This window comes from Kitasatospora sp. NPDC094019, from assembly GCF_044764505.1.
Classification (GTDB): Bacteria; Actinomycetota; Actinomycetes; order Streptomycetales; family Streptomycetaceae; genus Kitasatospora.
On the sequence record NZ_JBIWIF010000013.1, the window covers coordinates 32,425 to 56,490 of the forward strand.

Annotated in this window: 19 protein-coding genes; 8 read left to right on the forward strand and 11 right to left on the reverse strand. The window is 75.2% G+C overall.

Annotated elements, in window-relative coordinates:
• Positions 1–1,391 precede the first annotated feature (1,391 nt).
• The 5 genes from ACIQ9P_RS26545 to ACIQ9P_RS26565 all read left to right on the forward strand — a co-directional run bounded on the left by ACIQ9P_RS26545 (position 1,392) and on the right by ACIQ9P_RS26565 (position 7,741).
• On the forward strand, positions 1,392–1,841 hold the full coding sequence (locus ACIQ9P_RS26545; protein WP_402361016.1) for a hypothetical protein: 450 nt from the start codon (positions 1,392–1,394) through the stop codon (positions 1,839–1,841).
• Positions 1,838–4,600: a tetratricopeptide repeat protein gene (locus tag ACIQ9P_RS26550; protein ID WP_402361019.1), complete on the forward strand. Its 2,763-nt coding sequence runs from the start codon at positions 1,838–1,840 to the stop codon at positions 4,598–4,600. The genes ACIQ9P_RS26545 and ACIQ9P_RS26550 overlap by 4 nt, the downstream gene beginning before the upstream one ends.
• Before the next feature lie 226 nt (positions 4,601–4,826).
• Positions 4,827–5,504 (forward strand): hypothetical protein, encoded by a 678-nt coding sequence (locus ACIQ9P_RS26555; RefSeq protein ID WP_402361022.1) that lies wholly within the window; start codon positions 4,827–4,829, stop codon positions 5,502–5,504.
• A 107-nt stretch (positions 5,505–5,611) separates the two neighbouring features.
• Positions 5,612–6,577, forward strand: a complete 966-nt coding sequence (locus ACIQ9P_RS26560) for a hypothetical protein (RefSeq protein ID WP_402361025.1) — start codon at positions 5,612–5,614, stop codon at positions 6,575–6,577.
• Between the two features lie 747 nt (positions 6,578–7,324).
• The gene (locus tag ACIQ9P_RS26565) at positions 7,325–7,741 is read left to right on the forward strand and encodes a hypothetical protein (RefSeq protein ID WP_402361028.1); all 417 of its coding nucleotides are present in this window, start codon (positions 7,325–7,327) and stop codon (positions 7,739–7,741) included.
• 835 nt (positions 7,742–8,576) lie between these two features.
• On the opposite strand, the gene ACIQ9P_RS26570 is transcribed toward ACIQ9P_RS26565, so the two are convergent.
• From ACIQ9P_RS26570 to ACIQ9P_RS26585, 4 genes are all read right to left on the reverse strand, one after another.
• Positions 8,577–9,596 (reverse strand): DUF4190 domain-containing protein, encoded by a 1,020-nt coding sequence (locus ACIQ9P_RS26570; protein ID WP_402361031.1) that lies wholly within the window; start codon positions 9,594–9,596, stop codon positions 8,577–8,579.
• Between the two features lie 759 nt (positions 9,597–10,355).
• Positions 10,356–10,844 carry a hypothetical protein gene (locus ACIQ9P_RS26575; protein WP_402361034.1) on the reverse strand — a complete coding sequence of 163 codons (489 nt, stop codon included), beginning with the start codon at positions 10,842–10,844 and terminating at the stop codon, positions 10,356–10,358.
• An 881-nt stretch (positions 10,845–11,725) separates the two neighbouring features.
• Entirely contained in the window at positions 11,726–11,941 is a 216-nt protein-coding gene (locus ACIQ9P_RS26580; protein WP_402361515.1) for a DUF6243 family protein, read from the reverse strand.
• Between the two features lie 677 nt (positions 11,942–12,618).
• The gene (locus ACIQ9P_RS26585) at positions 12,619–13,299 is read right to left on the reverse strand and encodes a TetR/AcrR family transcriptional regulator (RefSeq protein ID WP_402361037.1); all 681 of its coding nucleotides are present in this window, start codon (positions 13,297–13,299) and stop codon (positions 12,619–12,621) included.
• A 184-nt stretch (positions 13,300–13,483) separates the two neighbouring features.
• Here ACIQ9P_RS26585 and ACIQ9P_RS26590 point away from each other — a divergent pair, with 184 nt between their 5' ends.
• Entirely contained in the window at positions 13,484–14,518 is a 1,035-nt protein-coding gene (locus tag ACIQ9P_RS26590; protein ID WP_402361040.1) for an NAD(P)-dependent alcohol dehydrogenase, read from the forward strand.
• Between the two features lie 427 nt (positions 14,519–14,945).
• Here ACIQ9P_RS26590 and ACIQ9P_RS26595 read toward each other — a convergent pair whose 3' ends face one another.
• The 7 genes from ACIQ9P_RS26595 to ACIQ9P_RS26625 all read right to left on the reverse strand — a co-directional run bounded on the left by ACIQ9P_RS26595 (position 14,946) and on the right by ACIQ9P_RS26625 (position 22,350).
• Entirely contained in the window at positions 14,946–15,692 is a 747-nt protein-coding gene (locus ACIQ9P_RS26595; protein ID WP_402361043.1) for a DUF2071 domain-containing protein, read from the reverse strand.
• Positions 15,689–16,030: a metalloregulator ArsR/SmtB family transcription factor gene (locus ACIQ9P_RS26600; protein ID WP_402361046.1), complete on the reverse strand. Its 342-nt coding sequence runs from the start codon at positions 16,028–16,030 to the stop codon at positions 15,689–15,691. The genes ACIQ9P_RS26595 and ACIQ9P_RS26600 overlap by 4 nt, the downstream gene beginning before the upstream one ends.
• A 378-nt stretch (positions 16,031–16,408) precedes the next feature.
• On the reverse strand, positions 16,409–17,674 hold the full coding sequence (locus ACIQ9P_RS26605; RefSeq protein ID WP_402361049.1) for a sensor histidine kinase: 1,266 nt from the start codon (positions 17,672–17,674) through the stop codon (positions 16,409–16,411).
• A 4-nt stretch (positions 17,675–17,678) separates the two neighbouring features.
• A complete protein-coding gene (locus tag ACIQ9P_RS26610) occupies positions 17,679–18,521 on the reverse strand; it encodes a response regulator transcription factor (protein ID WP_402361052.1) in 843 nt (280 codons plus the stop codon).
• A 134-nt stretch (positions 18,522–18,655) separates the two neighbouring features.
• Complete coding sequence (locus ACIQ9P_RS26615; RefSeq protein WP_402361055.1) at positions 18,656–19,801, reverse strand: endonuclease/exonuclease/phosphatase family protein; 1,146 nt, start codon at positions 19,799–19,801, stop codon at positions 18,656–18,658.
• The gene (locus tag ACIQ9P_RS26620) at positions 19,798–20,769 is read right to left on the reverse strand and encodes a D-alanyl-D-alanine carboxypeptidase family protein (protein WP_402361058.1); all 972 of its coding nucleotides are present in this window, start codon (positions 20,767–20,769) and stop codon (positions 19,798–19,800) included. Before ACIQ9P_RS26620 ends, ACIQ9P_RS26615 begins: the two co-directional genes overlap by 4 nt.
• Before the next feature lie 516 nt (positions 20,770–21,285).
• Entirely contained in the window at positions 21,286–22,350 is a 1,065-nt protein-coding gene (locus ACIQ9P_RS26625; protein ID WP_402361061.1) for an aldo/keto reductase, read from the reverse strand.
• A 137-nt stretch (positions 22,351–22,487) separates the two neighbouring features.
• Between ACIQ9P_RS26625 and ACIQ9P_RS26630 the strand changes: the two genes are divergently transcribed.
• Both ACIQ9P_RS26630 and ACIQ9P_RS26635 read left to right on the forward strand, forming a co-directional pair.
• A complete protein-coding gene (locus tag ACIQ9P_RS26630) occupies positions 22,488–23,327 on the forward strand; it encodes a helix-turn-helix domain-containing protein (RefSeq protein ID WP_402361064.1) in 840 nt (279 codons plus the stop codon).
• A complete protein-coding gene (locus ACIQ9P_RS26635; protein WP_402361067.1) occupies positions 23,324–24,016 on the forward strand; it encodes a hypothetical protein in 693 nt (230 codons plus the stop codon). The genes ACIQ9P_RS26630 and ACIQ9P_RS26635 overlap by 4 nt, the downstream gene beginning before the upstream one ends.
• Positions 24,017–24,066: the final 50 nt, after the last annotated feature.

A 24,066-nucleotide genomic window follows, 5' to 3' on the forward strand; every position in this document is an offset into this window, starting at 1 on the left:
GCGGACCCGGGGCAGGACACGGCCCTTCGTGCCGATTCGGCACGGAAGCACCCGTCCGGCCCCTCCCCGCAGAAATCCACGGCAAGCGGGCGGGAGCGGACCCGGGCAGGCCGCGACCCGCGAGGGCGACCAGACGCAGCGGGCCGGGACAGGGAGCAGGCGCAGCAGCCGGGCCGGGGCCGAGAACCCCGGGGCACGGGGCCAGTGGCCGGCCGGTCCCGGGCGGGGAGCAGCCGCATCGGCCGGGGAACACCGCGGCGTCCCTGTCGCTCGACATCCCCGGGACGCTGTGGAGATGAAGACCGACCCGCGCGCGATGACCGCGGCCCGCTGGACCGTCAGCACCGGCGCCGGCCTCACCGCGCCGCTGCTGCTGGCAGCCGGCGGATTCGCCTACGACGTCCTGCGCGACCACGTGTACCGGCGAAGGCGGGCCCGGCCTCCTCGACACACAGGCCCGCTGGGTCCACCCCGGGGATTTCGTCCTCGTGAACCCGCTCGTCCTCGCTCCCACCTGGCCCACCCGCCAGGGCGGCCCCATCCGCAGATCGCCTTACCAGCGACGACACCACCCCCGGTGAACACGACACCCGGCCGCGCGGGCGGGAGCGGCCGCCACACCCCGGTCGGACGAGAAGGGCCGATGCGGCCAGGGCGCCGACGGGGCGCGGGCCGACCGGCCGGGGGAACAACCGCGGCCCCCTGGCGGGAGGGCTGTCGCGCCCCGGCCGGACGCCGTGACGGCTTCCTGGCGGTCGGCCGGGGCGAGGAGCCCGGCGTCGGTGACGACCGGGGCGGCGGGCGGGTGCGGCCGGGCCAGATGTGGTACCGCTCGTGCACCGTCGGTCGGCCGGCTCCTTCTCGGCGAGCGCCGGGTCGTCGTCGCGGGCCTTCATTGCGGAACAGTTCGCGGTGGCGGGGGAACGTCGCGGCGATGTCGGCCATGGCCGTGGCCGAGCGGTCGTCCTTCGCCCTTCGGCAGCGGCGCCCCGGCCGGGACCGCCGCGCGCGAAGGCGGGCAGGCTCTCGTCGAGCGCCGTCGCGTGCTGTGCGCCGTAGCACCCGGTACTCCGGGCGGCCCCGGCCGTCTCCGGACGGCCCGTCCCGGGCGCCGCGGCGGCCGCGCCTCCACGATCGGACCGACCGTCCGCCGGTCGCCCTCCGCCGGTCGCCCGCGGCCTGCCGCCCCGGCACCGCCATCGCCCGTACCGCCTTGGGGACCCTCGTCCCCACCGGCCTGCGCCCGATCGGCAGCACCCCATGGCTTCGGCCGGCACGAACAGCGGCCCGCCCGACCCGATCCGGACACTTTTCCCGCCACCCTGTGCCGGCGGTCCGTAGACTTGCTCCCGATCGCCCATGTCCGGTGCGGTCGAGGGGAGTTGGGGATCATGGAACTCGATGCGTTCATGGCACTGGCCGGTCCGGCCGTCACCTCCGCGGCGGCCGCCTACGGCGGTGCGGTCCTGACCCGGGCCGAGGAGGCCGCAGCCGACGCGACCGCGGGTCTGGGGCAGCGCATCCTCGACTCGGTCTGGCGCCGCAGGGACGCGCAGCAGCGAGCCGAGCTGGAGTCCTGCCTGGACGATGCCACCCGGCCGGATGGCGAGGACGCCATGGGCGCCCTGCGTTACCAGATCCGGCGTACCCTGCGCTCCGATCCCGAACTGCTGGCCGAGCTGGCCGCCCTGCTGCCCGCCGGGGAACCCCGGGGCACCACCAGGGTGGAGGCCAGTGGCACCGGCTCGGTCGCGGTCGGCGGCAGCATCCACGGTCCGGTGACCACCAACGTCACCACCGCGCCCGCCCCGCCCGTCGCCGCGCCGGCCGGCGCCGAGTGACGAACCCCCACCCGCCCGGCGCCGTCCCGGTCCACGCCGAGGGCATCGCGTCGGTAGCCGTCGGCGGCAGCATCCACGGTCCGGTGACCATCCGGACCACGGTGCTGCCCGCCGGTGCGGTGCGCGACGCCGCCGACACCGAGGCCCGTGGCGTGGTGTCCCTGCGCGCCCGGAAACACACCTTCACCGGCCGGACGGCCGAGCTGGCCGAGGTGCGGGCCGAGCTGGCCCGGAGCACCGGCACCGCGGCCGTGGTCCTGCACGGTCTGGGCGGGGTCGGCAAGACCGAGCTGGCCCTGCAGTACGCCCACCTGCACAGTGGGTCGTACGACCTGATCTGGTGGATCGACTCCGCCGTCCCCGGGGCCACCGAGGCGGCCCTCGCCGCGATCGCCGAGCAGCTGAGCCCGCACTGGACGGGCACGGAGCCGTCGCTGCCCGCCCGGGCCGCCTGGGCCAGATCCTGGCTGCAGCAGCACGACAGGTGGCTCCTGGTCCACAACAACGTGGAGGAACCGGCCCTGCTGGGGGACCTCCTGGGCCGTCTCCCGCGCGGACACCATCTGATCACCAGCCGGCACGCCACCGGCTGGCAGGGGCAGGTACGGTTCGTCGGCCTCGGCGTCCTGCCCCGCACCGACTCAGTGGCGCTGATCGGCTCCTGGGCGCCGTTCGCCTCCCCCGAGGAGGAGTGGCACGCCGACCGGCTCGCCGGGGAACTCGGCGACCTGCCACTCGCCCTGGAACAGGCCGGCGCCTACATGAACCAGACGATGACCGGCGTCCAGGAGTACCGAAGCAGCCTCCACGAGTTCCTGGACGAGGCCGCCCTCGACCACGCCGGCGACGAGCGGACCGTAGCCGGCGTCTGGGCCCTGACCCTGACCGCGCTGGCCGAGAGCAACCCGCTCTCCGTCGAGCTGCTCCACACCCTGGCCTGGCTCGACCCCGACGGCCTCCCCCGGGAACTGCTGGCCGGCCCCACCGCCGGTCCGGTCCGGACGAGGACGGCGCTCGGTCTGCTGCGCGCCTACAGCATGGTCACCCTCACCCCGCAGGAGGTGACCGTCCACCGGCTCGTGCAGAAGGTGCTGCGCGACCGGGCCACCCGCGAAGCGGCCGCGCGGGCCACCGCGGACGGGCCGTCGCCCGCGGCGCGCGGACGGGAGGCCGCCGAGCGCGTCCTGCTCGCAGCCGTGTACCCCAACGGACCGGAGGAGGATCCCGACACCGTCCGACTCGCCCGGCTCGCGGCACATACGACCGCGCTCTCCACCACCGACCCCGGCACCTACCACCTCGGGCCGTCCCGGCTCTTCGCCGACACCGCGCTGCACCTGCACGAGCACGGCCAGAGCGTCCAGGCCCTCCCGCTCTTCGCCGCCTACGCCCGGCAGACCGCCGACCGCTTCGGCACCGACCACCCGTTCACCCTGAACGCCCGCGGCTCGGTCGCCACCTCGCTCATGGCGGCGGGCAGGCTCGAACCTGCGGCCGACCTCCTGGAGGAGCTCGTGGAACGGGCCACCCGGGTGCTCGGCGGCGGAGACCTCATCACCCTGCACATCCGGGCGAGCCTCGCGGAGATCCAACTGGCGCGCGGCCAACTGCAGCGCGCGGAGGACGAGTTCGCCGCGGCGGTGGCCGACAGCACCGCACACCTCGGCGCCGATCACCCCCGGACACTCACGCTGCGCAACAGACTGGCCACCACCTACGAGAACCGCCACCAGTACGACCGGGCGATCGAGATCTACCAGGACCTGCTCCGCCACGAGCACGGCGGCCTGACCCACTGGGAGCAGCAGTACTCGACACCCCTGCGGCTCAACGCCGCCACCGTCCGGAACAACCTGGCCGGGGCGTACGAGGGCGCGGGGCGATCCGCAGAAGCCATCGCCACGTACCGCGAGGCGCTGGCCGACATGGTCCACCAGGTGGGGGCGGACCACCCGAGGACGCTGGAGTGCCTCGGCAACCTCGGCCACGCCCTGGACTCCGCCGAACAACGGGAGGAAGCCTCCCGCATCTACCGGGAGGTCGCGCAGAAGCGCGTGCGGATCCTGGGCGAGGACCACCCCGACACCTTGCTGAGCCAGGGCAACCTCGCCTACATGCTCCTCAGGACGGGAGAGCCGGAGGCGGGCCTGGAACTCTGCCGCAGGACCCTGCTCCAGCGCGAGCAGGTCCTGGGCGTGCTGCACGCCGCCTCCCTGGCGAACCGGAAGCTGCTGGCCTCCGCCTACCACTGGACGGGCGACCTCACGGCCGCCGCCGATCTGTTCGAGACCACCCTGCGACAGCACCGGGAGGTCCTGGGCAGCCGGCATCCCGACACCCTGTCCACCCTCTCCGGCTACGCGACGTGCCTCATACGGGCCGGTGACGCACCCGGCGCCGTGCCGCTGCTGGAGGAGGCCCTCGCCGCCCAGGAGGAGCTCTCCGGGCCGGAGGGCGTCGCGGCCATGACCTACCGTCACAACCTGGCCACGGCCCTGCGGGACACCGGTGCGTTCGACCGCTCCGAGGAACTGTTCACCACCGTCCTGGAGCAGCGCACCCGCCGGCTGGGAGGCGACCACCCCGACACGCTGATCAGCAGCGGAAGCCTGGCCCGGCTGTACCAGCTGACCGGCGACCTCGACCGGGCCCTCCCGCTCTACGAGTCGGCACTCACCGGCCTCACCGCCACCTTCGGCACCGACCACTGGACCACCCGCACCCTGGCCGGCCACCTCGCCGAGGCCCGCACGGCCTGAGACCCGCCCGCACCGGGCACGACACCGGGAAACCGCTGCCGCACCGATCGTGGGACGCGTCGAGCGGACGGGAATCCCGATCCGGGTGATCGCCGGCGAAGGCTCGGAGGCGGGGCCTCTCGGCAGCCCGAAGACTGCCGAGACGTTCGCCCGGGCCGCGCGGCTCCGGATACGACCGGGAAGCCCCCCTCCCGGCCGATCGGGGCTCTCTGGCAAGATCACCCGAATGAGATTCCGCCGCTTCCACCTTCCCCGCCGCAAGGACGGCAGCCTGCTCGCGGGAGCGCCGACCGGCGCGCCGGGCCAGGGCCCCGACGACACCGCGGACCCGGACCCGGAGCTCGACCTCGATGCCGACGGGCGGATCACCGCCGATTCTCTGGCAGCGGTCCGGGCGGCCGCCGAGCGCGGCCGGCCGGTGGCGATGGCCAACTACGGCACCGCGCTGCACGCGGCGGGCGACCGGGCCGGGGCGCTCCACTGGTACACCCGGTCCTGGGAGGCCGGGAACGTCATCGCCGGATTCAACCTCGGCACACTGCACCAGACGGCCGGCGACCTCCGCCGGGCGCGGCTCGTCTGGGAACAGGCCGCCGACCTCGGCGACGTCGACGCCATGCTCGGCCTGGTGAAGCTGGCGTTCGAGCGCGACGACCGGCCGACCATCGAGCGCTGGGTCCGCCGCATCCACGCCCAGGACCTGGCCTTCCCGATCACCGCGGTCGGAGTCGCCTTCGCCACGCACGGCTACACCTCGGACGCGCTGGCCGCCTTCGCCATCGCCGCAGACCTGGGCGACGCGTACGCCATGGAGTACCAGGCGGAGATCCTCACGGCCCGCGGCGAACACGAGCGGGCCGACGCCCTCCGGGCCCGCGCCGCCAACGCCGAACGCATGTACTGACCCACACACACCGCCCACCGGTACGCGGCACCGCATCGACCCCGCAGCAGGGATCGCGGGTACCCGCTCCTGAACGAGGGGCGGCTTTATGAAAGGAAGCAGCCCTCGTGCAGAGCACCGGCCTGTACCTTCTCGCCACCGGCGCGGCCGACGTCGACGACCCCGCCGACGACCGGGACGCCCGCGCGGCCCAGTGGCTCCGCCAGGGATACTGCGCCGTCGGCTACAACGAGGCCACCGCCGGTCTCACCGACACCACCGAGGACGCCGTCCGCGCCGCGTTCGTCGACAAGGGGTTCAGTGCCCGGGCGGCAGCCGTCTGCAACCGGTTCGTCAACCTCTGCCGGAGCGGCGACCGGGTGATCTTCCGCGACGCCACCCACGTCCGTCTCGGTACCGTCGGCGACTACTACCGGCACCCCGGCGACGACGTGGACCGCTACCGGCACCGCCGCTCCTTCTCCCTCCTCGGCAGCATCCCCCACACCGGCGACCGGCGCCTCAAGGACGCCACCAAGTCCATAGGCACCTTCGCCACCGTCAGCAAGTGGCGTGACGAACTCGAACAACGCTTCGCCTTCGCCGTTCCCGACGCCGCCCCGGCCACCAGGCGCACCCCCACGCCGCCCGGCGTGCCCGCCCTGCGCGTCAAGGACGACCACGACCCCGCACAGCGTGTCCCCGCCGCCGCCCCCGAAGCCACCGCCGCCGCCCTCAACGAGCACAACGCCACTCAGAACAACCTCCTCGCCCTGCTCGAGGAGCGGGGCCGGACCGTCCTGCGACCCATCGGTCGGGAGATCGCTTTCGACCTCCTCGTCGAAGATCCCGGCCGTCTGACCGTCATCGAGATCAAGTCCGTCAACGACACCAACTCCGCCGACCAGCTCCGCCACGGCCTCGGCCAGGTGCTGGACTACATGGACCGCCTGTCCGCCGACGGACGCGACATCAGCGGCGTGCTCTGGACCTCCAGGAAGCCGACGGACGCGAAGCGGTGGCGGCGCCTCTGCACAACCCACAACGTCATCCTCGGCTGGCCCGGTGAGGAGGAACGCACCTTCGGCGTGTGACAACCGCCCGCGCACCGAGCCGGCCCGGTACGCGCCTTGTCCCGGAACGCCCTGCCCGCGCCCACCCTCGCGCGTTCACAGGCACCCGGACCGGAACCCGCGAGATCCCCGCCCGCCACCACGACGCCCGTGCGGGATCCGGGTGCCGGTGCGACCTGGGCGTGCCCGGCCCGGTCTCCAGCGCGCAGTCCACAACGTCCGGCAGCGAGCAGCAGGCCGACGCAGTGGCGGCCTGGTCACCAGCGCGGGGTAAGCCGCCAGTGCCCGGCCGGGGCTGCGTCGAGCATCGCGAGCCGGCCGACCGGGAACCGGGCAGTGGCCGTGGCGGACTTCTTCGCCGGGATCCCGCTCACCCGCGACGAGGAGCCGGCGGCCGGACGCGCAATCGTCGCGGCGCAACCGTCCATCGTGGTGGTGGCGCCCGACGGGGTGACGAAAGAGGCGTACCGAGGTCAGCGGGGCGCGGGCTGCGGGCGGCTCGGACCGGGCCGTGTGCCGTGCGTGCCCGGAACCCTGCTCCCGGTGCCGGTGGCGCGGTTCCCGACACAACCGCAGGCTCCGCGCGGTGAGCGGCGCGCGCCCGGGGATGCCGGGTGTCACCGGCCGGTGGGTGGGCCGCCCCGCCGGGGCCGGGGCGGGCGCTCGCCCGGTGAGGGTGCCGCGGGGCGGCCGGTGCGCGATGATGGGCGGCGAACCCGGCACCGGGGGTGCGTGTGCCGGGGTGCGGGACGGGGCAGGGGGCGTTGCGTGGAGATCGTTGCCGGTGCGGGATCCGGGTGCGGGGCGTGGCCGGAGCTGACGGCGGACCGGCGGCCGGTGCTGCTGGTGCCCGCCGCGAAGGCGCGGCCGGTGCTGGTGGAGCAGGGGTGGGCCCGGGACCCGGGTGTCCTGGAGCGGCTTCCGGCCGCGGGCTGGTCGGCGCTCGCGGGTGCGCCGGGTCTGACGGTGCGCGGGCCCGACGGCCGGGTGTGGTTCGACCGGCCGGTCACCGCCGGGCGCGAATGGTGGCGGGCCCTGCGCACACGCGAGGTCCTGTTGCTGGTGACCGGCCCGTTCACCGGCGTCCTCGACCTCCGGCCCACCGCCGCCGCAGGCCGGCTGTTCCTGCTCACCACACCCGTACACACCACCGACGCCCTACGGGACGCCGGGAGGGGAACCTGATCCACCGCCAGCGGTCCGGCGGTCCAGGACGAGGATGCGCCGGAGGAACTCGTCCAGCGTCCGGATCCGGGCACCCGCGGCGGTCAGCCGTTCGGCGCGCGTCCGGGTGGCCTCGTTGAACCGGGCAGGCCCCGGCGCGTGGGCCGGGCGGCGGCCGGGGCCGGGACTGCAGCGCTGCCGGTTCGGGGGCCGTGACGCGCCGGGGCCCAGGTGGGCGGCGGGCGCGGCCGGCGCCCGGCATGTACCGACGCCCGTCACCGGCCCGTCCCGCGGGGCCCGCGCCGCACCGCCCGGCCGTGAGCGCCGCGATACGGCGCAGTGGGCCGTATCGCGGCCGTGTGTGCGGTCGGCGGCCAGTGGGCCGGGCGCGGACGCGCCGGGCGACGACCGGGCGGGCGGGCGGCGGGCGGCGGGCGGCGGGCGGCGGGGACAGTGGGTCAGGACGCCGGGGCGGCCGCCGCACCGGCGGGACCGGGGTACCGGGGCACCGGGGGCGCCGGTACGGGTACCGGCGGCGGAGCAGCCGGTGGGCGCGGTCGGCGAAGGGCCGGGACGGACGTGGTCAGACGGGTCGTCGGTGTCGTCCTGGGGCCGGTGCCGGCCGGGATCGGCCCGTACCTTTCCTGTCCTGGTCCCTGTCCGGGGCCGCCTCCTCGCCCCGCCGTTCCGCCCGGCGGCGGTGCTCCGCGCGCCAACGCCGTTCTTCGGCGACGCGGACGGTCCGAGCAGCGGCGGCGGCGGGACCGGGACCGGCCGGTGAACAACCCCCGAGCCGGCCCGGCCGGAGGGGCACGGCGACAGCGCGACGGCACCACCGCGGAGCCGGCCACCCCGCTCAGGCGGGCGGGCCGGACCAGACCACGTTCTTGCGCTGCGCCCCGAGGCCGTGGTCGATCCCGACGGAGAACGGGTCGGCCGCGCCGGCCGGCAGCGCGTACGCGGACACGCCGGTGGCCGCCTCGCCGGGCGCGAGGGAGCCGGGGAGGACCTTCATCCGTCCGCTCCCGTCGATCAGCGTGAAGACGAGACCGCCGAAGGCGTCCCTGACGAGGGGCAGTCCCGCCCCTTCGAGCGAGACGCCCTGGGAGCCGGTGTTGACGACGGTGATCCTCACCTCGACGATCCTGGCGTTCTTGGGGGCCTCGAAGACGGTCGTGCCGGGGACGTAGCGCTGCGGCGCGGCCATGGTGACCTTCAGCCCGTCCGGGTAGGTGTAGGACTGGCCGAACGACAGGCGCCGGGCCCTCTCGTCCGCGGCCGCCTTCTCCCGCTCGGCCGCGAGCCGCTGGTTCTCGGCCTCGGCCCGTTCCTTCTCCTGTGCCGCCCTCGTCGCGGCGGCCTCGATCGCGGCTTCGGCCCGCACCCGCGCGGCTTCCTCCTCCGCCTTCCGCTCCTCGTTGACCGCCAGTACCTGTGTCACGACGAACACGCCGGCACCGGTCGAGACCAGCAGACCGGTGATGCCCAGAACCACGCCCGCGAGCGCCGCCGCACGGTTGGTCGCGAGGCCCTTGCGCACCTGCCGAAGGCCGACGGCCCCGAGGATCACGGCGAGCAGGGCGGGCAGCCAGGACACCCAGAACAGGATCACGGCCAGGCTCAGCGCGGAACCGACGATCCCGAGCACCATGGCCGCGGTGCCCAGACCGTTGCGGGGCGGCGGCACCGGCATCGGGTACGGGGCCCAGGACGGCGGACCCGCCACCGGCGCCGGGGCCCCACCGCCGCCGGTGACATCGCCCCGGTCCGAACCCGGCGCAGCCCACGGATCGTTGCCGCTCGTGTCCTCCACGGGCTGCGGGCCCCTCGTGTCCTCCACGGGCTGCGGGCTGTCGGGCGGGGCGGGAACGGTCATGCGAAATCCTTCATGCACGTGGAAACGAGGAGCGCCCGTCGGCTCCGGGGGCCGAAGTCCGGCCCGATCCGGCGACGGCGGCGCCCCGGCGTCCGCACACCCGTCACCCGGGCCGGCAGAACCGCACGTCAGAGGCTGTCGCAGAACACCGGGAGCACCGGCGGGTGATCAACATACAGGGTGCCGGGAAACAGCCCGCCACCGACGGCCCCACCGACCCGGGGCACCGGCCTGCCGCCTCCCCCCGGCGGACCACCACGGCCTGCGGCAACCCCGCAGCCCGCCCTCCGGCCCCGGCCCGCCGCCGGCAGCACGGCCCGGACCTGTAGGGACGTCAGGGCGGGGGACGTCGGCCCACAGCCGTGCCGTGGGCGTGAGCGGCCGCGGGTGCTCCGGTGGTGTGCCGCATCGTGCCGCCCTCCTCGGCCGCGGCCCGGCCCCGCGAGCGGGCCGCGGCGCAGACGGGCGCCTGACGGGAGGGGCGGCCCCGTTCACCGAGGAGATCGGCGCCGTCGGGGTGGTGTGCCCAGGCCGACCGCAGCGGCAGGCCCGGAAAGCGCGGTGGTCGCACCAACCGGACGAAGCGGCAGATCCCCGCTGTCCGGTACGGATCCCCGGGGAGCGGAGCGGGCAAGGAGACCGCCGGGCCGATGGGGGAAGAGCCGGACGGGAGCGCTCCCGGTCGAAGCGCTCCCGTCCGGCTCCGTCGGGACGGCCCCTGCTCCCGGCTCGGAGCGGGCCGGCGCTCACCGGCGGGCCCTACGGGGCGGACCGCAGGCCCAGGGCGCTGTGCTGCACGAGCCCGGCGGGGACATCGGCGCCGCCCGCCCACTCGCGGGCCAGGTCCACCAGCTTCTCGCGGAGTCCGGTCGCGGGTTCACCGAGGACGATCGCACTGAGCACCAGTTCGAGCATCAGGCAGTCGTACGCGTCGTCGCTGTTGTTGTAGCGCTCCGGGTCGCGTTCCACGACGGCGCCGGTGATCGTGCGCGCGCCGTCCGCGGTCGTGGTGAAGGTGGCCCGGTAGATCTCGTTGCCCGTCCAGCTGCGGTACAGGAAGACGACGCCGTCCTCGGTGAACACGTCCCACTTCTCGTCCATGTCCCGGGAGCGGTAGCCGAGCTCGATACGGGCCCAGTCCTCCCGCGACCAGATCCGCGGTGGCAGCAGTGGCAGATCCCGGGGAGCGGAGATCGGATTCAAATCGGGCAACGAGGACCGGGTCGTACGCCCGTCGGTCGGCGGCATGGAGGCGATCCTATGCGGGGGCGGCCGCGATGGTGCCGCCCGTCCGCCGCCGGGTGCTCGGCGGCCGACGGCGTACCCCTCCCGGGGTCCTGCGCGATCACGCCGGGCGGGTGTCCGGCGCCACGGCATCCCCGGTGGCCGAGCACGTCCCGCCGCGCCAGCTGGTCGGGGAGGTCCCCCAGGGCGACGGCCGCGTGACGGCCGGCCGACGGCCAGGGCCCCCGACCCACGGCCGGACCAACGCCAGAACTCCTGCCCGGCCGTCCTGTTCGGTCCCGGCCAGGAGGCCCGACAGGAGGCCCGGCAGGAGGCCCGGCAGGAGGCCGGACAGGAGGCCGGACAGGACCGGCAGCGCCGCCGGCGCACCCGCGAGCCCGCCGGCACCCGGCGCTGGATCCCCTACGACACCGGAGCCCCGCAACGGCCCCTCCCAGGCGCAGCGGCGCCCGCAGAGCCCCGGGCCGCGCGGCCCGGGCAGTGGGTTCGACCCCTGCGGCGCTCGCGCGGCGCCGGCCGATCGCCCTGCGCCGGGTCGCGACCGACACGCCCGCCGGTACCGCACGGCGGTTGCAGGTGCGGCTCACGAGCGCGGGGAGGGCACTGTGCCGCGCGGACGTGACCGCCGGTGCCGAAAAGCCGGCCCGGCGCCCGCTGACCGGGATCGCCACGGCCCCGCGTCGGATCGCAGACGCCGGGCCGTGGCGATCCCGTCACCGACGGGCGGGGGTGCGCCGCGGCCGCGGGCGTGCGGGTGTGCCGGTGTACCGGCGCCGGCACGCCGCTGGTCGCGTCGACGACCCGCCGCCGCGCCCGGGACGGCGGCGGGGCCCGGACCGCGTGGTCCGGGCCCCGCCCCGTGCTCCCCCCGCGGCCGCGGTGGGTCAGTCGCGTGCGGTGCCGTCGTCCGCCTGCCCGGCGTCCTCGGCCGTGCCCGCCTTCTCCCGCATCTTGCGCACCAGCTCCGCCTTGCGGTCGGCCGCGCCCTGGCGGTCGAGGTTGCGGTGCGGACCGTTGTTCTGCCGTTCGGTGCGCGACAGCCTCTTGCGCTGGCCGCCGCCCATGCCCACGGGGTTGTCGATGTTCTTGCTCACGGTCAGGGCTCTCCGGTCGACGAGGTGAAGTGATCCGCGGGTTCACCGGCGGGGGACGGGCCGCGACGTCGAAGAATCCCGCCCCGGGCCCGGCGCGCTCCCACCCGTGAACCGGCGTCTGGAGGAACAACATCAAGGACGTTACCCGGTTCCGCCGGACAAGCGCACCAGCCCGGGCGCCGACCGCTTCGGCGGGCGCTCTCCCGCACCGGCCTCCCGGTGTCCCCGGATCCCACCGGCCCTTGCCGACCGCCTGCGGCGCAGTGGCCGGCTTCCACCACCGGGCCCGGTCCCCGGTGCGTGCCGGCTGCCGCACCGGCGGGCGGCCGGGGCCTTGTGCCTGCCGCCCGGCAGTCGCGGACGCGGCCCCGGCCGGGGGCGGCCCGGCGGGAACCCGGGCGCAGGCCCGGCGGGAACCCGGGCGCAGGCCCCGGGGAGAGCCGGGCGCAGGCCCCGGGGAGAGCCGGGCGCAGGCCCCGGGGAGAGCCGGGCGCAGGCCCGGCGGGAACCCGGGCGCAGGCCCCGGGGAGAGCCGGGCGCAGGCCCGGCGGGAACCCGGGCGCAGGCCCCGGGGAGAGCCGGGCGCAGCGTTCGCCGGGCGCTTCGGTGCGGGCCCCGCATTGCGGACCGAACCGGGCCGGCCCGGGCCGGCCCGTGGTGTCCGGGTCCGCCGCCCGCGGGGCTCACCGCGGGTGCGTCGGGGCGTTCGGGGCGACGGCGGCCAGTCGGTGTTCCAGGCCGTCGAGGATCAGGTCCAGTCCGTAGCCGAACTCGGCGCCGTGGTCCCACCCGGGCCGCAGCACGTGTTCCCGGGTGAACTCGACCAGGTGCGGGTAGCGCTCCGCCGGGAACTGGGCCAGGAAGTCCGGTGCCGCCGCGTGGGCGTCCTCGGGGGCGAACGGCAGCGCGGCTTCCGTCAGCGCGAAGCCGTAGGTGTAGCTGTCCAGCAGGGAGAAGGCGTGCGCCGCCAGCGGGAAGGGGAAACCTCCGGCGCGCAGGGCGGCGAGGACCGCGTCGTGGTGGCGCAGCGTCGCGGGTCCGGGGTGCGCGCGGGACTCCATCAGCGGGGTCGCCCACGGGTGGCGGCGCAGTACCGCCCGGGCCGAGTGGGCGCGCCGGTGCAGTTCCGGGCGCCAGCGGCCGTCGGCCGTCGGCAGGTCGATCTCGCCGAAGACGACGTCCACGATGCCGTCGACGATCGCCTCCTTGTTGGCCACGTGGTGGTAGAGCGACATCGGTTTGACGCCGAGTTCGTCCGCCACGGAGCGGATCGTCAGCGCGGCGAGGCCGCCGGCGTCGGCGACGGTGATCGCCGCGCCGAGGAGCCGTTCCCGGCTGAGCGGGGTCCGCCTGGTGCCGGTCATCTCGCCCTCCGCCCGTCGATCCGTGGTGTGTGGACTCGTGACGTCCCCGGGCCGTGGTGCCCGGAGCCGTGATGTCCGGGGCCGTGCCGCGTGGTCGTGCTGCGTGGAGTCGTGTTGACAACGGCACCCAGGGTACCTTACTAAGTAAGTCGTACTTAGTAAGGCTGGATGGAGGGCGGGACCGATGAGCACCACCGGACACGGGACGACGGACGCGGGCGGCAGACCGGAGGAGGCCGGCGGCACGGGGTCGATGCGGGCGATCGTCCAGGACGGTTACGGCCCGCCCGACGTGCTGCGCCTGGCCGAGGTACCGCGCCCGGCCGCCGCCGCCCATGAGCTCCTGGTCCGGGTCAGGGCCGCCGGCGTCGATCGCGGCACCTGGCACATCATGGCCGGACGTCCCTACGCCGTACGGGCCGCCCTGGGGCTGCGCCGCCCGCGCAACCCGGTGCTCGGAATGGAGCTCGCCGGAACGGTCGTCGCCGTCGGCAGCGGCGTGAGCGGGTTCGCCGTCGGCGACGACGTCTTCGGCATCGGCCGCGGCTCCTTCGCCGAGTACGCCACCGCCCGCGCGGACCGGGTCGCCCACAAGCCGGCCGCCATGACCTTCGAGCAGGCCGCCGTCCTGGCCATCTCCGGGACCAGCGCGCTCCAGGCCCTGGGCGGGCCCGGCCGCGTGCGCCAGGGCCACCGGGTGCTGGTCATCGGCGCCTCCGGCGGCGTGGGGGCGCACGCCGTACAGCTCGCCAAGGCATACGGCGCCGAGGTCACCGGCGTCTGCCGTACCGACAAGACGGACCTGGTCCGCTCCCTGGGCGCCGACCACGTCATCGACTACACCCGCACCGACTGCACCGACGGCGACCACCGCTACGACCTGATCGTCGACACCGGCGGCAACACCCGCCTGTCACGGCTGCGCCGCGTCCTCACCCCGCGCGGCACCCTCGTCATCGTCGGCGGCGAGGACGCCGGCGACTGGCTCGGCCTCGGCCGGCAGTTCCGCGCGCTCCTGCTGTCCGTCCTCGTCCGCCAGCGGCTGACCATGCTCACCACCAGGCAGCGCAGCGCCGACCTGGAGATCCTGGGCGAGCTGGTGGAAAGCGGCCGCCTCACCCCGGTGGTCGGCACCACCCTCCCCCTCGCACAGGCATCCGAGGCGGTGTCCCGGCTGGAGGCCGGGCAGGCCCGGGGCAAGATCGCCCTCACCGTCTGACCAGGGGCACGGGAGCGGTCCGGCGGCGGCGCGGACCACGGACCCGACCCGGCAACCAGGACCAACGGGGGTGCAGTGGTGCAGGCGGACGCAGGTCGCGACGATGAGCGGCGACAAGTCCCAGGTGTCCCGTCCCCGGAGGAGCGACCGTGATGTTCACGACCGGAACCGGTCCCGCAGCCGCCGAACGGGACCAATGGTCGTATTCACCGGCCGTCGGCGTCGGACCGCTCCGGTTCGGCATGACCGTTGATGAAGTGGTCGAGCCTGCCGAGACTCCCGGCCGTCGGCACCGGCGCTCGCAGGCGGCGTAGCGGCTCCGGGTGGACCGGCATCCGTCGCGGCCCGCCCGGCGGTGAAGATGCGCTTCTCCTCCACCTCTGCGGCCGGGACGGCGAGGCGGCGGGGCGGCGGGGCGGCGGGGGATTCAGCGGGCGGGGCGGGCGCCCTGGCCGCAGGCCATGGCCGGCAGGGGACCCCAGGTGACGGGGACGCCGCGCATCACGAGTGCGCTGTCGAGGGTCGCGCTCCCCGGCGGGAAGCGGTCCGGGTCGTCGAAGAACGAGGACGTGGCGCGGCGGACCCGGCCGGCCTCCACGCTCCAGGAGTCGGTCCGCAGTTCCATGCCGTCCAGGTGGCGGCCCGAGCCGGTGGCGGAGAAGCCCTTGGCCCCCTCCCGGAAGAAGCGCGACGCCTCGGCGGTGTCGGCGAAGAGTTCGCTGCCCCGCAGTTCGTCGGCCGGTTCGACCGTGACGTCCACGCGCACCGCGCCGTCCCGGGTCGCGAGTGCGACGCGTATCCGGCCGGGCGTCTCGTCCGCCTCGAAGTCGGCGAGGCCGTGTTCGCCGGGGAAGACGCGGCCTCCCGCCCAGGCGTTGAGCCGGGAGGAGGTGTCCCGGCGGGGGATGTAGACGCCGGTCTCCACGCCGTCCGGTCCGTCCCATTCGACGGCGATCCGGTGGGCCGCGTTCTCGCTCCGCAGTCCGAGCACCCCGGGAGCCCAGGCGGGCCGCACGCCTCCCAGGCGCAGCAGGCAGATGCCCGCGACGGCGTGGCCGCGCACCAGCTGGGGACGGAGCGGGGCGGGGAGCAGGCGTGCCGCGGCATGCGGGTCGAGCCGGTAGTTCACCAGGAGCCGCCGTTCGACGACGCTGGACAGCCGTGGTGGTTTCATGGTCCCTCTGTCTCCTCGCTCGGCGCCCCGGGGCGCCGGGTGGTGCGGCGCAGCACGATCTGTTCGGGGCAGACGGCGCTGAGGAAGCGGCCGACGGAGGTGGCCAGGCGGTCCTCTGCCAGCGTGTAGAGGATCCGGTTGCCCTCCCGCCGCTCGGTGACCAGCCCGGCCGCCTTGAGCACGCCGAGGTGGCGCGAGATGGACGGCGCGCTGATCGCGAACCCGGCGGCGATCTCGCCGGCCGCGAGTTCACCGCCTCTGAGGTCCTCCAGGATCTGGCGCCTCGTCGGGTCGGCGAGCGCGCGGAACGCTCCCGCCTCGTCCTGAGCTTCTGCCACACCTCTATTTAGCATCTTGGCTAAATAGCTGGCAAGGGGGTCGCCGTCCCGGCCCGTCCGGTCCTCGCCCTGTTCCCGCGTCGCGCCGTGCCGCCGGGACCGGTGTGCGGTGCGGGTGCGCCGGCGGCGCGGGGTGGGTGCAGGGGAGGAGGAGACCTGAGGGGACCTTCGCGGCGAGGGGGTTCCGGCCGGTGGAGCGGCCGCGGGAGGGGTGGTGCTCGCGGGCGCACGGGTACCGCTCGCCGGGGAGTGCGGGGACGGGCGTTCGCCGTCCCCGGGCCGCGGCGCGTCGGCGGACACCGGCGGACACCGGCGAACGTCGGCGCAGATCCCCGTCCGGTTCGGGGCCCGGGAGTCAGCGGGTCGGGGGGCAGGGGGTCAGGGGCCGGGGAGGTCGAGGGTGGCGAGGGCCCCGCCGCCGGGAGCGTTCGCGAAGGCCAGCCGGGCGCCGAGGACGGCCGCCTGCCCGGTGGCGATGGTCAGGCCCAGGCCGTGTCCCTGGCCGCGTTCGGCGGCCCCGGTGCGAAAGCGCTGCGGTCCGTCGGCCAGGAGGGCACCGGGAAAACCCGGCCCGTGGTCGCGCACGGTGATCCGGCTGCCGGTGACGGTGACCTCCACGGGGGCAGTGCCGTGCCGGTGGGCGTTGGCGAGAAGGTTGGTCAGGATCCGCTCCACCCGGCGCGGGTCGGTGCGCACGGTGGCGGGACCAGCCAGCCGCAGCCGCACACCGCCCTCACCCTTCGCGCTCACCTCCTCGACGAGATCGCCCAGGGGAACCTCGTCGAGCCGGGCGCTCTCGGCGCCGGCGTCGAGACGGGAGACCTCCAGCAGGTCCTCCACCAGGCCGCGCAGCGCCCGGACCTGCGTGCGGACCAGACCTGCCGCCTCGTCGTCCTCCGGCAGCAGACCCGCGGCCGTGACCAGGCCCATCAACGGGGTGCGCAGCTCGTGCGCCACATCGGCGGTGAAACGCTTCTCCGCCGAGAGCCGGTCCTGCAACGCCACGGCCATCCCGTCGACCGCCGCGGACATCTCGGTGATCTCGTCCCGGGCGCGGCCCCGGCGCCCGATCCGGGCGTCCAGGTCACCGTCCGCGATCCGGCGGGCGGTACGGGACCCGTGGCGCAGGCGCCGGTTCATCCGCTCCGCCGCCAGCACCGTGAGGGGCACGACGACGGCCAGGGCGGCGAGGGCCGCCTTGACGATGCTGCGGTCCAGCAGTTGGAGACTGCGCACGGTGGCGCTCATGTCGGTCCGCACGGTGAGCACCCGGCCGTCCTCGACCGGGGCCGCCGCCCACATCCAGTACCAGTTCGGTGCTTTCACGTCGTACCACAAGGCGTACTCCCCCGCGGTCTGCGAGCCGTCCAGGGCCCGCACCAGCGGCCCGGGCAGGCCGGCCCGGGATTCGAGGGAGGCGTTGTCGGGACGGCGCCCGGTACGGGAGAACTCCTGCTGGGCGGCGACCAGTTGCGCGACCGCCAGGTCGCGCCCGGTCCGCTCGCCGCGCTCCGCGGTCGCCCGGTGGACGAGCACGCCGATCACCACCGCCACCGCCGCGCAGGCGAGCACCACCAGGGCGGTGATCTTCCAGCGCAGGGACCGCGGGTCCAGGGGGTGCGGGCCGGTACGTCGCGCGGCCACCGCGTCAGCCCCGCACGAGCTTGTAGCCGAAACCCCGGACCGTCTCGATCCGGTCGGCGCCGATCTTCTTGCGCAGCCGTACCACGCACAGGTCCACCACCCGCGTATCACCCTCCCAGCCGTAGTCCCACACCTCGCGCAGCAGGCGGCGCCGGTCCAGCACCGCACCCGGACTCTCCGCGAAGACCAGCAGCAGGCGCAGCTCGGTGGGCGTGAGGGCGACGGCACGCCCCTCCAGACGGACCTCCAGACCACGCGGGTCGATGGTCAGACCCCCGAAGACCAACAGGTCCGCCACCTCCCCACCCGGCGCGTCCCGCTCCCACCCACCCGCACCGCCCGGGGAACCCGGACCACCCGACACACCCGGCCCGGACGGCACGGACGGGGAACCCGGACCGCTCGGCCCGCCCGGCCCGGACGGCTCCGGCCGCGCGGGCTCCGCGGCCGCAAGGCCCCCGTACGTGGCGCGGCGCAGCAGGGAACGGATACGGGCCACGAGAACGGGAATGTCGACGGGCTTGACCACGTAGTCGTCGGCCCCGGCCTCCAGGCCGGCCACGACGTCGAGGGCGTCGCCGCGGGCGGACATCATCAGGACGGGGGTGAGGGTCTCCTCGCGCACGCGCCGGCACAGGCTGATGCCGTCCAGGCCGGGCAGCATCACGTCCAGGATCAGGACGTCGTGCGCTCCGGCCCGCACCGCGTCCAGGCCGTCCAGGCCGTCACCGGTCACCTCGACCCGGTAACCGTAGCGTTCCAGTGCCAGTTGCACCGAACGGCGGATCACCGCGTCGTCCTCGACGAGGAGGACGCTGACCGCTTCGGGTACTCGGGTGGCGGACAAGAGTTCTCCGGTGTCGTCGCGTGAGGGGGTCGGGTCATCATTTCAGCACGTCCGGGCCGGTCCCCACCGTCGGGGGCAGCTGGGGGGAGCACGCCGCCGGGAGTGGTGGCGGGTGGTCGGGGTGGTCGGGGTGGTCACAGCTTCAGGGACGCCGCGACCGGGAGATGGTCGCTGCCGGTGTCCGGCAGCGTCCACGCGGAGCGCGCGGTGATGCCCTTCACCAGGATCTGGTCGATGCGCACCACCGGGAGGGACGCGGGCCAGGTGAAACCGAAGCCGTCGCCGGCTTCCCGCTGGGCCGAGCGCAGCGGACCGGTCAGCGGGCGCAGCGCCGCGTCGTCGAAGGAGCCGTTGAAATCACCCACGACGACGACCCGCGACAGCGGCTCGCGCTCCACGGCTGCGGCGAGCCTGCCCGCCGCCTCGTTGCGGGCGAAGGTGGTGAACCCCGCCTCCGGGAGCACGCGCACCGAGGCGAGGTGCGCCGTGTAGAGGGCGACGGGACCCTTGGGTGTGACGACGGTGGCACGCACCGCCCGGGTCCAGGGCATGATCTCCACCGGCTCCACGTCCTTCAGCGGGTACTTGCTCCACAGCGCGACACCGCCGTGCACCTCGGCGAAGGCGTAGGCGGAAGCCAGCTCGCGCCGGAAGGTCTCCTGCGCGCCGCGCGCCAGTTCCTCCACCGCCACGACATCCGCCCCGGAACCGGCCAGGGCGCGCGCGGTGCGGCCCGGGTCCGGGTTGTCCTCGTTCACGTTGTGGCTGACGACCGTGAAGTCCCCGCCGACCGCGCGCTTGTCGAGCAGGACCGGGGCGAACAGCACACTCCAGACCAGGGCCGGCAGCAGGACGGCCACCGCCGCCAGCGCGGAACGCCGCAGTGCCGCGAGCAGGAGCAGCAGCACCACGCCCAGGCCCGACCAGGGCAGCACGGTCTGCCAGAGACTGGCGAGGTTGAACGGGCCGTTCGGCAGCCAGGGGTTCAGGGCCATCAGGGCGGCGAGCACGGCGGCGGCCCCCGCGACCAGCCACCCCCGCCGCCACTTACCACGGCCCGCCGAGCGCGCCGCACCCGCCGGGCCGGCCAGGCCGGTCGGGCGGCGAAGGACACGGTCCCGAAGGACGCGGTGGAGAGGGACGTGGTGACGCTCCGCCCGGCGACGGGACCCGCGCCCGCCGTCGGCGCCGGGCTCGCGGGCCGGCGCGGTGGTGTCCACGACCGGGGGTGTCGTCGCGGCCGCAGGTGACGGTGCGGCCGTACCGGTACGCGCGCTCATGCCCACTCCCGCCGACCGCCGTCGAGTGCCGGCAGGATGCCGGGCAGCTTCTGCCGCAGGACCTCCACCAACCGCCCACTGCGCTCCAGCGCGGCCCGCATCCCGTCGGCGGGCGTGGTACCCGCCCGCTGACCGAGCACGACCCCGTAGACCAGCCGGCGCTCCGAACCGTCCCTGCCGTCGGCCACCTCCAGCGCCCACATCAGATTCCCGCCCGCCAAGGTCGTCGAACCGGTCTTCAGACCCACCACCCCCGGCAGGTCGAGCAGCCTGTTGGTATTGCGCAGCGGCGCGGCCCGGCCCGGCAGCACGGTGTCGCGCAGCGCCACCGTGGCCCGCAGCGCCGGCTCCTTCATCGCCTCACGGGCCAGCTTCACCTGGTCCGCCGCGGTGGACACGGTCGTGGCCTCCAGACCACTGGCCCCCGTGTACGTGGTGCCGGCCATCCCCAACCGGGCGGCCTGCGCGTTCATCCGGGCCACGAACGCCTCCTCACTGCCCGCGTCCCACCGGGCCAGCAACCGGGCCACATTGTTCGCCGACGGCAGCAGCATCGCCTCCAACAGCTTGCGCTGACTCAGACGCTGCCCCGCCGTGACCGGAGCGGTCGACTCGTCGACCGAACCCGCCTCCTCGGCCGCCCGCGCGTCGACCGTGATCACCGGCCCCTCCTCCCCGTCCCGCAGCGGATGGTCCATGAGCACCACGTACGCCGTCATCACCTTCGTGACACTCGCGATCGGCACCGGCCGCTGCGCCCCCGCGACACCGAGCACGCCGACTCCCGCCGCCGCGACGGCCGCCTGCCCCTCCTGCGGCCACGGCAGACCGAGCGCCGCGACCGCCTCGGGCGCCGGCAGCACCGGCACCCCACCCGCCCGGACACCGTCACCGCCCTGCCGGGCCGCCAACGCGCCACCACCGGCCCCCGCCCCGGCCAGCAGGGCAACCGCCAGCGCCCACAGCACCCCGCGACGGACCGGGGAACGACGACCGGGCGCGGTCCGCCGCTCCCCGTCCAGGACCGGGTCCCCGTCCCGGTCTCGGGGCAGGTCTCGGGGCAGGTCTCGGTCTCGGTCTCGGTCTTCGGACGGTGTGAGCACTGACACGGCGGCGGCCTCCCGGAGCCAGAGGAACAGGTCCCGGGGCGGTCGCCGCCGGGTGTGCCTCCAGGCTCCGCGACCGGCACTTCCACCCGGTCGTCACGCGGCTTCCGCCACCACGCAGTCGTGTATCAACCATGTACCGGACCGCCCACGGCCCGGGCCGGGCAGGAACCCGGCGAGGCCGGAACGGCCTGCCCTGTACCGGAACCCGCCGGACAGACCGTCCCCCGGTGGTGCCCCGCCGGGCCGGTCACCCGGCAGCACGCCTACACCACCGCCCCTGCACCACCGTCCACCGCCAGTGACTCCGGGCCGACCGCCCGCCGCACCGGCCCGGCCCGGCTGGCCGACGGCGACGTCTTCGCGGACGGACGGCCGTCAGCGGCGGGTCCCGATCCGCATGCCGCCCGTGGTCACCCGGCGGATCGGCTCGCTCGCCAGCAGGTCGTGCGGCTGGCCGAGGGCTGTCGCGCCCGCCGCGTCGAGCCGGGCCAGCTGGGCGTCCGTCAGCTCGACCGCCAGGGCGCCCAGGTTGTCCTCCAACTGGGCGGGGGTCCGGGCGCCGAGCAGCGTGCTCGTCACGCCCGGCTTCCGCAGCGTCCAGGCCAGCGCCACCTGGGCCGGGGTGTGCCCCAACTCCCCCGCCAGCTCCCGCACCGCACCGGCCACGCCGAGGCTGCGCTCGGTGAGGGTGCCCAGGGCGAGGTTGTGGCTCCGCCGGGTGCTCCCGTCGGGGCCCGCGCCCGTCGCCCCCACGTCCTGGCGGCCGTACTTGCCGCTGAGGACCCCGCCGCCCAGCGGCGAGTACGGGATGACGCCCAGGCCCAGCTCCCGGGCCATCGGGATCAGGTCGCGCTCCGCGGTGCGTTCGATCAGGCTGTACTCGACCTGCAGCGCGACCAGCGGCGACCAGCCGCGCAGGTCGGCGATCGCCTGCATCCGGGACACCTGCCACGCCGGGGTGTTGGAGATCGCCACGTACAGCACCTTGCCCTGTCGGACCAGGTCGTCCAGGCCGCGCAGCACCTCCTCGACGGACGTTCGGGCGTCCCAGACGTGCAGGTACAGCAGGTCGAGGTAGTCGGTGCCCAGCCGCCGCAGGCTGCTCTCCACCGAACCGAACAGCGCCTTGCGGTGCCCGCCGCCGGAGTTCGGGTCGCCGGGGCGGCGCAGGGTCGAGTACTTGGTCGCCAGCACCAGGCGGTCGCGCTCCTCGTGGGCGAACTCGCCCAGCAGCCGCTCGGAGCTGCCCTCGGTGTAGGTGTCGGCGGTGTCGAGGAGGTTGCCGCCGAGCCCGACGTAGCGGTCGAACAGCTTGCGCGCCTCCGCCCGTTCGGCACCCCACCCCCATTCGGTGCCGAAGGTCGCGGTGCCCAGGGCCAGCGGTGAGACCCGCAGTCCCGAGCGGCCCAGCAGCCGGTAGTCGTCCAGGGCCAGTGCCATCAGGTCCTCCTGTGTGCGCGAGTGTCCGCGTGTGTTCGCGTTCCGTTGCCGGGACCGAGTCTGCGACGGCGGCCCGTCCGGGATAAGGGAGGGACTTTCCTGGGAAGGCCGCTCCCACCCTGGCGGTTGGAGCGGTCATGACGACCCGAACCGTGGACACCACCGAGGAACTGGCCGCCTTCCTGCGCGACAGGCGTGAACGCCTCGACCCGGAGCGGCTGGGCCTGCCCGCGCACCGGCGGGCCCGGCGCACACCCGGACTGCGCCGCGAGGAGGTCGCCGAGCTGGCCGGGGTCAGCACCGACTACGTGGTCCGGCTGGAACAGGGCCGGGGCCTGCGGCCCTCCGCCGAGGTACTGGCGGCACTGGCCGGGGCCCTGCGCCTGGACGCGAGCGAACGGGACTACCTCTTCGACCTTGCCGGACGGCGACGCCCCGGCAACACCGGCGCCACCGGCGGCACGGCGACCCCCGGCCCGGCGCCGTCGCTGGCCCGCCTGGTCGAGGACCTCTCCCCGCTGCCCGCCGCGCTGATGGACCACCGCTACGACCTGCTGGCCTGGAACCCCGAAATGGCCCGGCTGCTACCGGACTTCCACACCGTGCCGCCGGAGCGGCGCAACGCCATGTGGCTCTGCCTGCTGCACCCGCCGATGCGTGCCTTCTACGCCGACCGCGAGTCCGTGCTGCGGGACGGTGTGGCCCATCTGCGCGCGGCCTGGGCCGCCCACCCCGAGGACCGGGCACTGACCGCCATGATCGCCGAATTCACCGCGCAGGACGAGGACTTCGCGCGTCTGTGGGCCCGGCGGGAGGTCCGCGTCAACGGCCGCGGCCGCAAACTGCTGCAACACCCGGCCGTCGGCGCGATCACCGTCGACTTCGATATCCTCCTCCCGCTGGAGGACCCGGAACTGCGGCTGCTGGTCTACCGCCCCGCCGACCAGGAGAGCCGGGTGTCCCTGGACCGGCTGTGATCGCCCTCACCCTCACCTTCACCCTCACCGGAGGCACGTACCACGGCGGCAACCGCGCCCACCTGACGTTCATGTACGGCTACGGCGACACCCGCTCCGGCCTCGCCGTCGTCCCCGACCGCCCCGACGGCGCCTTCATCGGCAACGTGCCCGGCCGGGAGACCCCCGCGGGCCTCTGGCAACCGCCCCCCGCACCACCACCGGCCGCTCCGACCGCCCCCGCCGTCCGGTCGCGCGCAGCCGTACCGCGCGCGACCGGACGGGCGGCAAGCCACGATCCCGCGCATCCGCCGGCCACGAGCGGCAGCGCGTGGAACAGTGCCCCGGCCATCGCCAGGGCCAGCAGCACGAACAGCCCGTCGCCCGGCTCGGTTCCAGGCAGTGCGGCGGTCGCGACGGCCACCGCGGGAAGCGCGACGACCCCGGTTCCGACCGCCACCGCCAGCGTCGCGGTCGCACGGCGCCGACCGAGGAGGACTCCCAGCGCGAGAGCCGGGACCGAGCCGAGGACGGCCGTCCCCACCGGCGCCGAGGCGAACGCGAACGGACCCGCCGCCGCCAGCACTCCCCAGCCGACCACCAAGGCCCAGCCGGGCACCGGGCGGCGCCCGACTCCCCTCGACGTCGGATTCCTCACTGCCGCCTCCATGTCCCCACCGTTCCCGAGCGACATCATGGCACAGATTTGAACGCGTTCAGTATCTGTGCGAGCCGGCGAAACCCACCCTTGGGGTGGGCG

Bases quoted from the DNA above. Each gene is read 5' to 3' on its own strand.
- ACIQ9P_RS26545 (WP_402361016.1), top strand. From the start codon at position 1,392: ATGGAACTCGATGCGTTCATGGCACTGGCCGGTCCGGCCGTCACCTCC.
- ACIQ9P_RS26555 (WP_402361022.1), top strand. From the start codon at position 4,827: ATGAGATTCCGCCGCTTCCACCTTCCCCGCCGCAAGGACGGCAGCCTG.
- ACIQ9P_RS26570 (WP_402361031.1), bottom strand. From the start codon at position 9,596: ATGACCGTTCCCGCCCCGCCCGACAGCCCGCAGCCCGTGGAGGACACG.
- ACIQ9P_RS26575 (WP_402361034.1), bottom strand. From the start codon at position 10,844: ATGCCGCCGACCGACGGGCGTACGACCCGGTCCTCGTTGCCCGATTTG.
- ACIQ9P_RS26585 (WP_402361037.1), bottom strand. From the start codon at position 13,299: ATGACCGGCACCAGGCGGACCCCGCTCAGCCGGGAACGGCTCCTCGGC.
- ACIQ9P_RS26590 (WP_402361040.1), top strand. From the start codon at position 13,484: ATGAGCACCACCGGACACGGGACGACGGACGCGGGCGGCAGACCGGAG.
- ACIQ9P_RS26595 (WP_402361043.1), bottom strand. From the start codon at position 15,692: ATGAAACCACCACGGCTGTCCAGCGTCGTCGAACGGCGGCTCCTGGTG.
- ACIQ9P_RS26615 (WP_402361055.1), bottom strand. From the start codon at position 19,801: ATGAGCGCGCGTACCGGTACGGCCGCACCGTCACCTGCGGCCGCGACG.
- ACIQ9P_RS26625 (WP_402361061.1), bottom strand. From the start codon at position 22,350: ATGGCACTGGCCCTGGACGACTACCGGCTGCTGGGCCGCTCGGGACTG.
- ACIQ9P_RS26630 (WP_402361064.1), top strand. From the start codon at position 22,488: ATGACGACCCGAACCGTGGACACCACCGAGGAACTGGCCGCCTTCCTG.